The 11,820-nt window shown below is 72.9% G+C and carries 14 protein-coding genes; 8 read left to right on the forward strand and 6 right to left on the reverse strand.

Annotated features, from left to right (window positions below; genetic code table 11):
- Positions 1-21: 21 nt before the first annotated feature.
- Positions 22-1,005: a thiamine-phosphate kinase gene (gene thiL / locus NUH29_RS12480; protein WP_258799516.1), complete on the forward strand. Its 984-nt coding sequence runs from the start codon at positions 22-24 to the stop codon at positions 1,003-1,005.
- 149 nt (positions 1,006-1,154) lie between these two features.
- On the opposite strand, the gene rsmD is transcribed toward thiL, so the two are convergent.
- Complete coding sequence (gene rsmD, locus NUH29_RS12485) at positions 1,155-1,721, reverse strand: 16S rRNA (guanine(966)-N(2))-methyltransferase RsmD (protein ID WP_258799518.1); 567 nt, start codon at positions 1,719-1,721, stop codon at positions 1,155-1,157.
- 82 nt (positions 1,722-1,803) lie between these two features.
- Entirely contained in the window at positions 1,804-2,151 is a 348-nt protein-coding gene (locus NUH29_RS12490) for an iron chaperone (protein WP_258799519.1), read from the reverse strand.
- 93 nt (positions 2,152-2,244) lie between these two features.
- Between NUH29_RS12490 and NUH29_RS12495 the strand changes: the two genes are divergently transcribed.
- Genes NUH29_RS12495 through coaD form a run of 4 tightly spaced genes read left to right on the forward strand, consistent with a single transcriptional unit; the run spans position 2,245 to position 6,160 of the window.
- A complete protein-coding gene (locus tag NUH29_RS12495; RefSeq protein ID WP_258799520.1) occupies positions 2,245-2,577 on the forward strand; it encodes a cupin domain-containing protein in 333 nt (110 codons plus the stop codon).
- Complete coding sequence (locus NUH29_RS12500; protein WP_258799522.1) at positions 2,574-3,437, forward strand: NAD(P)-dependent oxidoreductase; 864 nt, start codon at positions 2,574-2,576, stop codon at positions 3,435-3,437. The genes NUH29_RS12495 and NUH29_RS12500 overlap by 4 nt, the downstream gene beginning before the upstream one ends.
- Before the next feature lie 28 nt (positions 3,438-3,465).
- The gene (locus tag NUH29_RS12505) at positions 3,466-5,622 is read left to right on the forward strand and encodes an ATP-dependent DNA helicase RecG (RefSeq protein ID WP_258799523.1); all 2,157 of its coding nucleotides are present in this window, start codon (positions 3,466-3,468) and stop codon (positions 5,620-5,622) included.
- 52 nt (positions 5,623-5,674) lie between these two features.
- Positions 5,675-6,160, forward strand: a complete 486-nt coding sequence (gene coaD / locus NUH29_RS12510) for a pantetheine-phosphate adenylyltransferase (protein ID WP_258799524.1) — start codon at positions 5,675-5,677, stop codon at positions 6,158-6,160.
- 12 nt (positions 6,161-6,172) lie between these two features.
- On the opposite strand, the gene NUH29_RS12515 is transcribed toward coaD, so the two are convergent.
- Complete coding sequence (locus NUH29_RS12515) at positions 6,173-7,597, reverse strand: DUF2510 domain-containing protein (RefSeq protein WP_258799525.1); 1,425 nt, start codon at positions 7,595-7,597, stop codon at positions 6,173-6,175.
- 54 nt (positions 7,598-7,651) lie between these two features.
- Positions 7,652-8,212: a TetR/AcrR family transcriptional regulator gene (locus NUH29_RS12520; protein WP_258799531.1), complete on the reverse strand. Its 561-nt coding sequence runs from the start codon at positions 8,210-8,212 to the stop codon at positions 7,652-7,654.
- Between the two features lie 124 nt (positions 8,213-8,336).
- Here NUH29_RS12520 and NUH29_RS12525 point away from each other — a divergent pair, with 124 nt between their 5' ends.
- Positions 8,337-9,158 carry an alpha/beta hydrolase gene (locus NUH29_RS12525; protein ID WP_258799532.1) on the forward strand — a complete coding sequence of 274 codons (822 nt, stop codon included), beginning with the start codon at positions 8,337-8,339 and terminating at the stop codon, positions 9,156-9,158.
- A gap of 122 nt (positions 9,159-9,280) precedes the next feature.
- Positions 9,281-9,631, forward strand: a complete 351-nt coding sequence (locus NUH29_RS12530; RefSeq protein WP_258799533.1) for a TfoX/Sxy family protein — start codon at positions 9,281-9,283, stop codon at positions 9,629-9,631.
- Here the strand turns inward: NUH29_RS12530 and NUH29_RS12535 are convergent.
- On the reverse strand, positions 9,621-10,496 hold the full coding sequence (locus NUH29_RS12535) for a DUF3800 domain-containing protein (RefSeq protein WP_258799534.1): 876 nt from the start codon (positions 10,494-10,496) through the stop codon (positions 9,621-9,623). The genes NUH29_RS12530 and NUH29_RS12535 overlap by 11 nt on opposite strands.
- Before the next feature lie 80 nt (positions 10,497-10,576).
- On the opposite strand from NUH29_RS12535, the gene fgd reads away from it, so the two are divergent.
- Positions 10,577-11,587: a glucose-6-phosphate dehydrogenase (coenzyme-F420) gene (gene fgd, locus NUH29_RS12540; RefSeq protein ID WP_258799535.1), complete on the forward strand. Its 1,011-nt coding sequence runs from the start codon at positions 10,577-10,579 to the stop codon at positions 11,585-11,587.
- 42 nt (positions 11,588-11,629) lie between these two features.
- Here fgd and NUH29_RS12545 read toward each other — a convergent pair whose 3' ends face one another.
- Entirely contained in the window at positions 11,630-11,806 is a 177-nt protein-coding gene (locus tag NUH29_RS12545; protein WP_258799536.1) for a hypothetical protein, read from the reverse strand.
- Positions 11,807-11,820: the final 14 nt, after the last annotated feature.

Below are 11,820 nucleotides of genomic sequence, written 5' to 3' on the forward strand. Positions count from 1 at the left end.
GCTCCAGGCTAACCTGGCCGGGTGGCGGCGGCGGACGAGACCCTCGGCTCCCTGGGCGAGGGGGCGATACTGCGCGGCATCTTCCCGCGCCTGCCGGATGCGGCATCCGCGCTCCTCGGACCGGGCGATGACGCCGCCGTGGTCGCGGCGCCAGACGGGCGCTTCGTCGTGACCACCGACACCCTCGTGCACGGACCCGACTTCCGGCTCGCCTGGTCGGGGGCGCACCAGCTCGGGTGGAAGGCGGCGGCCTCGAACCTCGCCGACGTCGCCGCGATGGGCGCCCGGCCGACGGCGCTCGTGGTGGCGCTGGTGGCGCCCGCGTCGACGCCCGCCGCCTGGCTCGAGGCGCTCGCTGACGGGCTGCGCGACGGCTGCGCGACCCTCGCGCCGGGCTGCGGCGTCGTCGGGGGCGACCTCTCGGTGTCGGACCAGCTGACGATCGCCGTGACGGCGTTCGGCGACCTCGACGGCCGGGATCCGGTGCTGCGCTCGGGGGCGCGTTCCGGTGACGTCGTCGCGATCTGCGGCGAGCTCGGGCTCGCGGCCCGGGGGCTCGCGCTGCTCTTCGCGCGCGGGGTCGACGCCGACGGGCATCCGGACGCGCGCGCGGCCGCCGGCCTGCGCCCCGAGTTCGACCGCGAGCTCGACGCGCAGCTCGCCCCGCAGCCCCCGATCGCATCCGGGGTCGCCGCCGCCCGCGGCGGGGCGACCGCGATGATGGATGTGAGCGACGGTCTGGCCCTCGACGCCCGGCGTCTCGCGGAGGCGTCCGGAGCGGTACTCGACCTGGACTCCGCCGCGGTGGGCTCCCCGCTCGCCCTCACCGGCGGCGAGGACCACGCGCTGCTCGCGACGTTCCCGCCGGACGTGCCCCTCCCGTCCGGGTTCCGCCCCATCGGGCGGGTGCACGACGGCTCACCCGGACTCCGGGTCGACGGCCGCCCCTTCGATGCGCGCGGCGGCTGGGATCCGTACGCCGACTGGGATGGCGGCGTCGGCTAGGCCGCATCGGCCGCTACGGGTCACCAGAAATGCAGGAGATTCTCCGATGACGCCCGACGCGGCCGCCCGGACGTCTCATCCCGCCCAGAATCTCCTGCATTTCTGGATGGGAGAGGGGTGAGGAGGCGGACGCCGACCGCGGCCGCGGCTCAGGCGGGCGAGAGCCAGAACACCGCGGTGTCGCCGTAGGCGGTGCGGCGGTCGAGGTCGAGTCCGGCGGGCCAGGCGGGTTCGGTGTCACGCGCCGAGCGCTCGACGACGATCACGGCATCCGGCGCGACGCGGGGCGCGAGCAGCAGCAGGTCGTCGACGAGCTCTGCGCCCGTCAGCTCGTAGGGCGGGTCGAGGAACACCAGATGCCACCCGCCGGCCGCCCCGGCGAGGAACGCCCGCACGGGCTGCACCACCGAGCGGATGACGGGCACGGCCGTCGCCGGGGCGGCGCGGCTCACGCGTTCGGCGTTGCGGCGGGACGTGACCGCGGCGTCGCGGGAGCTGTCGACGAGGGTCACCTCGGCCGCGCCGCGCGACGCCGCTTCGAGTCCGAGTGCACCGGAGCCGGCGTAGAGGTCGAGCACCCGCGCGCGGTGCACCAGGTCGCGCGCCTCGAGCGCCGAGAAGATCGCCTCGCGCACGCGGTCGCTCGTCGGACGCGTGCCGGTCTTCGGCACCGTCAGGGCGAGCGAGCCGGCGTATCCGGCGATGATGCGCGTCACGCGCCCAGGCTACTGGTGCCGCAGACATGTCTGTGGCCTCGAAGACACCGGCGCGCGGGTGTCCAGCGGGGCGCAGACATGTCTAGGGCGAATCGATCTGGGTGCGGCGGGTGGCGAGCAGGGCGCGCAGGACGTCGTCGGGGATGGGGCGGTCGACCGGCATCCGGATGGTGCCCTTGGCGTGGTCGAAGCCGTCGAGCCGGCCGGCCACGGCGGCGATGGCATCGGGGCTGAACGGGTGCAGGCCCACGTGCGCCTTCGCGCGCATCACGGAGAGCAGCGGCTTGCCGCGGTAGACGAGCGCGGGCATGCCGTAGCCGAGCCCCTGCTCGGCGTCGGGCACCTCATCCCATGCGACCTCGTAGAGGTGCCCGATCGTGGCGCGCGCGTCGTCGTCGAGCCCGGCCAGGTAGTCGTCCACGGTGCCCATGACGCGATCCTGGCACGTCGGCGCCCTCGACGACAGGCCGGTGATCGGCGACTGGACCGGGCGCCCCCGCGCATCCGGGAGCAGGATCTGCCTATGCACATCATCGAGGAGGCGGCGCGCTTCGGGAGCGCCGACGGCGCCGCCGACTACCGCGAACGGCTGCGTTCGCCCGGCTTGAGCCTCGGCAGCTACTCGATCCCGGCCGGCGCAGGGGACCCGCAGCAGCCGCACACCGAGGATGAGGTGTACATCTGCCTGCAGGGCCGCGCGACCCTGCTCGGTGCGGATGCGCGGCTGTCGATCCGCCCGGGCACGGTCGCCTTCGTGGCGGCGGGTGAGGAGCACCGCTTCGTCGACGTCGAGGAGGATCTGCTCGTGCTCGTCGTGTTCGGGCCGGCCGAGAACAGAAATCGGGTGCCGGCGTGATCGGATTCGCCGGTATCGGCATCATGGGCGCCCCGATGGCGGCGCGGCTGCTCGACGCGGAGGAGTCGCTCACGGTGTGGAGCCGGCGCGCCGAGTCGTGCGGGGAGCTCGTGGCGCGCGGCGCGGTGCTCGCCGCCGATCCCGAGGCGTTGTTCGCGGCGTGCGACACCGTCATCCTCATGCTGCGCGACGAGGCGGCGACGGATGCCGTGCTCGGCCGCGGCACGGATGCGTTCGCCGAGCGGGTGGCGGGGCATCGCCTGATCGTCACGGGCACCCACTCGCCCGCCTACTCCGCCTCGCTCGCCGAGGAGGTCGCGGCGGCGGGCGGGGCGTACGTGGAGGCGCCCGTCTCCGGCTCCCGGGTGCCCGCCGAACGCGGTGAGCTGGTGGTGATGCTCGCGGGCGACGACCCGACCGCCCTCGACGCGGCGGAGCGCCTGCTCGCGCCGCTCGGCCGTGCGATCGTGCGTTGCGGACGGACCCCGGATGCGCTGCGCACCAAGATCGCGGTCAACCACTACATGATGGCGATGGTGGCGGCGCTCGCCGAGTCGCTCACGGCGGCGCGGCTCGCCGGCGTCGACCTGGGCGCGGTGCTCGAGGTGCTCCAGGCGAGCCCGATGGACAGCCCCATCGGTCGCGTGAAGGCGGCCAAGCTCGTCGCCGGCGACGAGACCGCGCAGGCCGCCATCTCGGACGTCGTCAAGAACTGTGGGCTCGTGCTCGACCAGGTGCGTGCCGCCGATGCGACGACGCCGATCATCGACCTGGTCGCCTCGCTCTACGAGGCGACCGCCGCATCCGGTCACGCATCCGCCGACATGGTCGCCGTGGCCCGCATGTTCGCGCCGCGCTGACATCGGCCGCGCTCGGTACCCTCGGAGCGTGGACTCGCCGCTCGACCAGAAGCTCGCGTCGGCGCTCGGCGGGCGCACGGCGCAGGTGCTCGAGAAGTCGTTCGGGCTGCAGACGGTGGGCGACCTGCTCGCGCACTACCCGCGGCGCTACGCCCGCCGCGGCGAGCTCACCGCGCTCAGCGAACTGCGGCTCGACGAACCGGTGACGATCGTCGCCGAGGTGCGCTCGGTGTCCGAGCGACGCATGCAGAACCGGCGCGGGTCGATCCTCGAGGCGACGATCAGCGACGGGCACGGGATCCTGACGTTGACGTTCTTCAACCAGTCCTTCCGCAAGCAGGAGCTGCGCCCCGGGGTGCGCGGCATCTTCTCCGGCAAGATCGGCGCCTACCGCGGCACCCGGCAGCTCACGCACCCCGACTACGAGCTCTTCGACCCGGACGAGGCCGCCACCATGGACGCCGACCAGGCGCGGCGCTGGGCCGAGACCCCGGTGCCGCTGTACCCGGCCACGGCGAGCTTCCCGAGCTGGAAGCTCGCGAAGTGCGTCGAGACGGTGCTCGACGTGCTGCCGCCGCTGCCCGATCCGCTTCCCGACGAGGTGCGCGCGGCGCGCGGCCTGCTCGGCTTCCGCGAGGCGCTCGAGAGGGTGCACCGCCCCGAGACGGATGCGGACTGGCGGCGGGCGCGCGAGGCCCTGCGTTTCCAGGAGGCGCTCGTGCTGCAGCTCGCGCTGCTCGGGCAGCGCGCCGAGCGCCGCGCCGTGTCGGGACCGGCCCGCGTCCCGGGCGCGGTCTCCGAGCAGTTCGACGCGTCGCTGCCGTGGGAGCTCACCGACGATCAGCGGGCCGTCGGCGCCGAGATCGAGGCCGAGCTGCGGGACGGGATCCCGATGAACCGCCTCGTGCAGGGCGAGGTGGGGTCGGGCAAGACCCTCGTGGCGCTTCGTGCAATGCTCGCGGTCGCGGAGTCGGGCGGTCAGTCGGCGTTCCTCGCACCGACCGAGGTGCTCGCGGGGCAGCACCTGCGCTCGATCGTGGCCATGCTCGGCCCCGACCTCGCGGCGCGGCTGCGGGTGACCCTGCTCACCGGCCAGCTGCCCGCGGCCGAGCGCCGCAAGGCCCTGCTCGCCACGGCATCCGGGGGAGCGGCGATCGTCGTGGGAACCCACGCGCTGCTCGGCGACACCGTCGGCTTCGCCGACCTCGGCCTCGTCGTGATCGACGAGCAGCATCGCTTCGGCGTCGAGCAGCGCGAGGCGATCCGGCTGAAGGGGCGGGCGCCGCACGTGCTCGTGCTGAGCGCCACCCCCATCCCGCGCACCGTCGCGATGACGGTGTTCGGCGACCTCGACGTCTCGACCCTGCGCACCCTGCCGGCGGGACGCGCCCCGATCGCGTCCCACGTGGTGCCGCTCGCCGAGCACCCGGGTTGGGAGGCGCGCGTCTGGGAGCGGCTCTCGGAGGAGCTCGCGGCGGGCAGGCAGGGCTTCGTCGTGTGCCCCGCGATCGAGGCCGGTCAGGTCGAGGAGGCCGACGCCGAGGAGCTCGACGGTGTCGAGCAGGCCGTTCCCCCCGCCGCGGTCGACGAGACGCTCGCGCGGCTGCGCACCCACCCGGCGCTCGTCGGGCGGCGCATCGAGCCTCTGCACGGACGGATGTCGGGGGAGGAGAAGGACCGCACCATGCGCGCCTTCGCGGCGGGCGACATCGACGTGCTCGTGGCCACGACCGTGATCGAGGTGGGGGTGGACGTGCCGAACGCCTCGACGATGATCGTGCTCGACGCCGACCGCTTCGGCGTCGCGCAGCTCCACCAGCTGCGCGGCCGGGTCGGGCGCGGCGGGGTGCCGGGCATCGCCCTGTTCGTGACGCGCGCCGAGCAGTCGACGCTCGCCCGTGACCGCGTCGAGGCGGTGGCCGCGACGCTCGACGGCTTCGAGCTCGCGCAGGCCGACCTGGAGCTGCGGCGCGAGGGCGACGTGCTCGGCGGCACCCAGTCGGGCAGGCGGTCGTCGCTCAAGCTGCTGCGTGTGGTGGAGGACGCCGAGCTGATCGCCGAGGCGCGGGATGCGGCCGCGGCCCTGCTCGGGTCGGATCCCGCCCTCGCGAGCCACGAGGCGCTCCGCGAGGCCGTGGCGCGGCGCTTCGACGCGGCGGAGCGCGCCTTCCTCGGGAAGGCGTGACCGCATCCGTCATGTAACGGAACGGTCACACGCGCCCGATAGGATCGCGGACATGACCAGGATCGCCGTCGTTCCCGGATCCTTCGATCCCGTGACCCTCGGGCATCTCGACGTGATCGAGCGGGCCGCCCACCTGTTCGACGAACTGCACGTGCTCGTGGTGCACAACCCCGACAAATCGGCGCTGCTGCCGATCGCTCAGCGGGTGGCGCTGATCCAGGAGTCGATCACCGAGGCCCGCATCCCGGGTGAGATCCTCGTGACCAGCTGGAGCGTCGGGCTGCTCGTCGACTACTGCACCGATGTCGGCGCGAGCGTGCTGGTGAAGGGCATCCGCTCGCAGGTCGACGTGGCTTACGAGACGCCGATGGCGATCGTCAACCGCAATCTGGCGAAGGTGGAGACGATCTTCATGCTGCCCGACCCCGCGCACGCGCACGTGTCGAGCAGCCTCGTGCGCCAGGTGGCGTCGCTCGGCGGCGACGTGTCGCCCTACGTGCCGCGGGTCGTCGCCGACTTCCTCGAGCAGCCGCGCTGAGCCGGCGGCCGCTCAGCTGAACTGCACGCCGAGCGACTGCGCGAACACGAAAGCCAGGGCGATGAGGCCCACGGGCAGCAGGATCGAGATCAGCACGCCGAGCAGCAGGCCGCCGAGAGCCGCACCCCGGCCGACGCGCGCGCGCCGCGCGACGACGAGGCCGACGATGCCCACGATGATGGCGACGATGCCGAATGCGAACGCGACGAGCGGCAGCAGCGCCGGGATGAGGGCCAGCAGGCCGGGGAGCTCGAACATCCGCAGCGCCACCGTGCCGACGGTCGCCGCGAGCGCGAGCAGGCCGAAGCTGAGCGCGGCCTTGGCCGGGCGGTTCGTGTCGGAGGAGTAGGACGCGTAGGCGGGCGTCGAGTACCCGGGGGTGCGCGGCGACGCCATCATGCTCGTCGACGCGGGCGTGGGCCAGGCGGATGCGGGCGCCTCCTCGACGGGCTCCAGGTCGGCCGCGTGGATGACCGAGCGGTAGCGGTTGGCCACATCGGGATCCGCGGATGCCGTGTAGCCGACCGGGCGGGGCGCGGGCGCCACCTCGACGGGCTTCGGCGGCTCGGGCAGGGCGTCGGCGTGGCGGCCGACGCGCGCGCTCTCCTCGGCGGGGGCGGGCGCGAGCACGGTGGCGGCGCCCGGGAGCACGAACCCGGGCGCGGCAGCGGCCGGCGGGGTCGGGGCGGGGGCGACGAACGGCATCGGCTGCGGTGCGAGCTCGGGAAGCGGGGCGGGCGCGGGGCTGAGCGCGGGGGCGACCGCGGGCGCGGCGGGCGGGACGGCGGGAGCGGCGGGCGGGACCGTGGGAGCGGCCATTGCGGGCATCACCGGTGCGGCCGTCGCCGCGGGAGCCGGCTCGGGCATCGGGGGCATCGCGAGCACGGGCTCCGGCGTCGGCACGAAGAGGCCGTCCATCGTCGTCTCGGCGGGCGTGGCGGTCGCGACGGGCGGCGTCGTGAGGGCCCCGGGCAGCACGAAGCCGTCGGAGCCTCCGGCCGGCGGAGCGCTCGTGGTGGGGGTGAACGCGAACGCCGGCATGGCGGCGGGCGCGGATTCGGTCGCCGCGAGCGGTGCGGCGAACGCGGGCTCGGAGGCCGGTGCGGCGAACGCGGGCTCGGCGGCCGGAGCCGGCTGCGGGGATTCGGTGTACCAGGAACGGAAGGCCGGTTCCTCGCTCGGGGTGGTGCCGACGCCGGGCGCGGGTTCGGGTTCCGCGGCCGACGGGGTCATCGAGAACACGAAGGACTCCGATTCGTGGGGTTCGGGACGCTCGGCCACCATGGTGTCCACGAGCGCGGCGAAGGCCTGGGGGACCTCGCCGCCGAGGGGCGCGCGGGTGTGGTCCGTCCAGTCGTGGCCCGACCACCAGCGCTCGCTGGACGGGTTCCCGGGGTCGGGGAACCATCCAGCTGCGGGCGCAGTGCTCGACTCCATACGTATACCGTCATCCACGAGCAGACCTCTGATCTAGCCCCCAGAAATGGGTGGTCAGACCGGGATACCCGCCGCGCGCCGTGCGGCGGCGACGAACGACGGGCGCACCCGCTCCCATCCGTCGAGGTAGCCGCCCACCATGGCCGCGTCGCGCAGCAGCACGAGCTCACCGGCGGCGAGGGCCGGGTCGGCGTTGCCGTCGGCGGCGAGCAGCTGTTCGAGCGTCTCGCGGAACCAGCTGCGATGGCGCGCGACGGTCGCGCGGACGGCGCTGCCGGCGTCCGGATACTCCGCCGAGGCGTTGATGAAGGGGCACCCGCGTGTGTGGTGCAGGGCGACGTCGTCGGCCAGGCCCTCGATCACGAGCTCGAGCAGGCGTCTCGGCTCGTCGCTCTGCGCCCCGGCCTCGGCGAACGCGGCCCGGATGTGCGCGTCCTCCTCGTCGAGGTAGGCCTCGACGAGGTCCTCCTTGCCGGGGAAGTGGCGGTAGAAGGTGGCTCGCGTGATGCCCGCCTCGTTCACGATCCGGTCGACGCCGACGGCGTGGATGCCCTCGCGGTAGAAGAGCTCGGATGCGGTGCGCAGCAGGCGCTCGCGTGCTTCGGATGCGGCCATGGCGAAATGATAGAACGATCTTTCTCTTTTTGCTTGACATCCACCCGGGCGGGGTCTACTTTCGGGAATCAAGAAGAAAGAACGATCGTTCTACTGAACGCATCGACACGAAGGAGAAGGAACCATGACCGCCACCAAGACCCCCATCGTCCTCATCCACGGACTCTGGATGACCCCGAAGAGCTGGGACACCTGGGCCGCGTACTTCGAGGCCCGCGGACACCGGGTGATCCGCCCGGGCTGGCCCGGCATCGACGACCGCGAGGTCGCCGACATCCGCGACAACCCGGCGGCGCTCGCCGGCGTCGGCCTGAGGCAGATCGTCGACCACTACGAGCGGATCATCCGGGAGCTGCCCGAGAAGCCGATCATCATCGGCCACTCGTTCGGCGGCCTCATCACGCAGATGCTCGCCGACCGCGACCTCGGCGTCGCCTACGTGGGGGTCACGCCCGGCCAGCCCGCCGGCATCACGACCCTGCCGCCTTCGACACTGCGCACCGGGTTCCCGATCCTGTCCAACCCCTTCGGCAGGAACGGGGTGAAGCCGATCTCGAAGGGCCACTTCCACTTCACCTTCGGGAACGACCTCTCGCGCGCCGCATCGGACGAGATCTGGGAGGAGCAGGCGGTGCCGTCGTACAACCGGGTGTTCTTCGAGGGCGTCGCGGGTGCGTTCGACGAGAAGGGCGGGGTGAGCCACGTCGGCTACGCGAAGACCGACCGCGCCCCGCTGCTGGTCGTCGCGGGGGAGATCGACCACGTCGTCCCGCCGGCCATCGCCACGGCCATCGTGAAGAAGTACCGGGCCACCGGCAGCCCGTCGCTCGTCGACTACCGGGAGTTCGCGGGACGCACGCACCGCATCGTCTCGCAGGACGGCTGGGAGGAGGTCGCCGCGTACGTGCTCGACTGGGCGACCTCGCACGCCGAGGTCTCGGCCTGACGCACCACGCATCGCGACAAGGCGCGGCGCCCCCCGGGGTGGCCGCGCCTTCCGCATGCCGGGCCCGACTCCTCGATTCGGGACGGGACGCGATGTCGGGCGGCGGTGGCATACTGCGGCGCATGGTGACGGATGCGGAGCGCGCGGCGGCCGACGCCGCGCGGGCGCGGCTCGACCGGCTGTCGCAGCCGTTCCTCGAGCGTCCCGGGGTGACCTGGGGTCGGATGTTCTCGACCGAGGGTCTCGGCATCCGGGGCAAGATCTTCGCGGTCGTCCCCCACGCGGGCGGCCTCATGGTGAAGGTGCCCGAGTCGCGCGCCGACGAGCTCGTCGCCGACGGTTCCGTGCAGCGCATGGTGATGCGCGGCCGCGAGATGCGCGAGTGGGTCGTGATGCCGGATGCGGCGTCCGACGCCGACTGGAGCGCGCTGCTCGAGGAGGCCTTCGCCTACCTCGACGAGCTCACCCGGTAGCCGCGGCGGGGTCGGTGGCCGGCCACGGGTCGGGCTTCGGGAAGATCACCAGCCCCTCGCCGTCGGGACCCCCACGGAGCCAGTCCTCGGCGAGCACGTTCCGGATGGCGGGCCACAGCGGTCTCGCGCCCGCCGACCCGAAGCCGCGCGCGACACCCTCGTGGGTGGTGAACGCGACCAGATCGGCGAGCTGGATGATCTCCCGGTCCCAGGTGGACAGCGTCGAGTCGATCCAGAGCGGGCGATCGAGCAGCAACCGGTAGTCGGCGCGCAGCCAGGGGGCGGCCTCGGCCAGATCGTCGCGCAACCGCGTCAGGTCACCGGTCGTGAACGCCTTCTCGTGCTCGGTCTGCTGGTCGGCCACGAGCACGCCGCCCTCGCCCGGGTAGAGCCGCTCGAGGCTCAGCGCCATGCGGCGGTACAGGAAGGCGTACGCCCAGCCGAGCGCGGAGTCGCCGGGGCGCCGGGTGAACAACCGACGCTTGTCGATGGCGACGCTGAAGGTCAACGGTCGGAACCGCGCGAACTGCATGCGCAGTTCCTGCTCCAGCGCGTCGAGACGCTTCAGGTCCGTGATCTCCGCATACGCCGCCGGTTCGGGATGGCCGCCGTCGAGCGCGCGACGCGTGATGGCGAGCCGCCGCCCCTTGAGCTCGGTGTCGTTCCAGTCGCGATCCGCCGCGGCGCCGAGGCGCAGTCTCTTGATGCGATCGATGTCCTCGGCCAGCGGCCGGCGCGAGGTGTCGCGGATGCCGACGGCCGACAGCACGAACCAATCGGTCGTGTCGGGCGCGAGCCGGGTCGGATCGTCCGGGTCGGCGTCCATCCGGTGGTGCCCCGACTCGTCGATGTAGAACAGCAGCATCGCGCCACGGTACCCGGTCGAGCTCGCCGTGCGACACGCGGCGGAAAGCATCACGAAATGTCCACGAGCAGAATGGACACATGACTCTTCCCCTTCGTCTCGGATACAAGGCCTCGGCCGAGCAGTTCGCCCCGCGTGATCTCGTGGAGTTCGCGGTGGCGGCGGAGGGCCACGGGTTCGAGTCGGTGACGACCTCGGACCACTTCCAGCCGTGGCGGCACGAGGGCGGGCACGCGCCGTTCTCGCTCGCCTGGATGACGGCGGTCGGGGAGCGCACCTCCAGCGTGCTCATCGGCACGAGCGTGATGACGCCGACCTTCCGCTACAACCCGGCGGTCGTCGCCCAGGCGTTCGCCACGATGGGGGTGCTGTATCCGGGGCGCATCTTCCTGGGGGTCGGCTCCGGTGAGGCGCTCAACGAGATCGCGACCGGGTGGTCGGGGGAGTGGCCCGAGTTCAAGGAGCGCTTCGCCCGGCTGCGCGAGTCGGTCGACCTCATGCGGGCGCTGTGGACCGGCGACCGGGTGAGCTTCGAGGGGGAGTACTACCAGACGGTGGACGCGTCGATCTACGACCGGCCCGAGACGCCCATCCCGGTCTACATCGCCGCGGGCGGACCGATGGTGGCCCGCTACGCGGGACGCGCGGGTGACGGTTTCATCTGCACCTCGGGGAAGGGTGCCGAGCTCTACCGCGACGAGCTGATGCCGGCGGTCGAGGAGGGTGCCGGCAAGGCGGGCAAGACCCTCGACGACGTCGACCGGATGATCGAGATCAAGCTGTCCTACGACACCGATTACGACACCGCGTTGGAGAACACCCGCTTCTGGGCGCCGCTGGCGCTCTCCAAGGAGCAGAAGCACGACATCACCGACCCGGTCGAGATGGAGAAGGCGGCGGATGCGCTGCCGATCGAGCAGATCGCGTCCCGCTGGATCGTCGGATCCGACCCCGACCAGGTGGTCGCCGACATCAAGCAGTACATCGACTGGGGCCTGAACCACCTCGTCTTCCACGCGCCCGGCCACGACCAGCGGCGCTTCATGAAGCTGTTCGAACGCGACCTCGCCCCGCGGCTGCGCGCCCTCTAGGCGGCGCGCCTCCGTCACCGACGCGGTCGGTGCGGCCGGGGCTCAGCGGATGACGAAGACGGCGACGGCCCAGATCGCGGCCAGGGCGCCGAGCGACATCATGAGGCCGAGGGTCGCGCGCAGTCGGGCGCGATCACGGGCGTGCTCGTTCAGGATCTCGGCGACGACCCCCTCGGTGTCCACCTGCTCGGCCCTGATCTCGGTCGCCACGTTCCCCATGGCTCCATGATGAA

The sequence above is a fragment of the Protaetiibacter mangrovi genome, assembly GCF_024752305.1.
GTDB classification, from domain to species: Bacteria; Actinomycetota; Actinomycetes; order Actinomycetales; family Microbacteriaceae; genus Homoserinibacter; species Homoserinibacter mangrovi.

What these genes read in the sequence shown, in the direction of transcription:
- NUH29_RS12545 (WP_258799536.1), bottom strand. Translation starts at nt 11,806, where the DNA reads ATGGGGAACGTGGCGACCGAGATCAGGGCCGAGCAGGTGGACACCGAG.
- NUH29_RS12515 (WP_258799525.1), bottom strand. Translation starts at nt 7,597, where the DNA reads ATGGAGTCGAGCACTGCGCCCGCAGCTGGATGGTTCCCCGACCCCGGG.
- coaD (WP_258799524.1), top strand. Translation starts at nt 5,675, where the DNA reads ATGACCAGGATCGCCGTCGTTCCCGGATCCTTCGATCCCGTGACCCTC.
- NUH29_RS12490 (WP_258799519.1), bottom strand. Translation starts at nt 2,151, where the DNA reads ATGGGCACCGTGGACGACTACCTGGCCGGGCTCGACGACGACGCGCGC.
- fgd (WP_258799535.1), top strand. Translation starts at nt 10,577, where the DNA reads ATGACTCTTCCCCTTCGTCTCGGATACAAGGCCTCGGCCGAGCAGTTC.
- NUH29_RS12535 (WP_258799534.1), bottom strand. Translation starts at nt 10,496, where the DNA reads ATGCTGCTGTTCTACATCGACGAGTCGGGGCACCACCGGATGGACGCC.
- NUH29_RS12520 (WP_258799531.1), bottom strand. Translation starts at nt 8,212, where the DNA reads ATGGCCGCATCCGAAGCACGCGAGCGCCTGCTGCGCACCGCATCCGAG.
- NUH29_RS12495 (WP_258799520.1), top strand. Translation starts at nt 2,245, where the DNA reads ATGCACATCATCGAGGAGGCGGCGCGCTTCGGGAGCGCCGACGGCGCC.
- NUH29_RS12530 (WP_258799533.1), top strand. Translation starts at nt 9,281, where the DNA reads ATGGTGACGGATGCGGAGCGCGCGGCGGCCGACGCCGCGCGGGCGCGG.
- NUH29_RS12525 (WP_258799532.1), top strand. Translation starts at nt 8,337, where the DNA reads ATGACCGCCACCAAGACCCCCATCGTCCTCATCCACGGACTCTGGATG.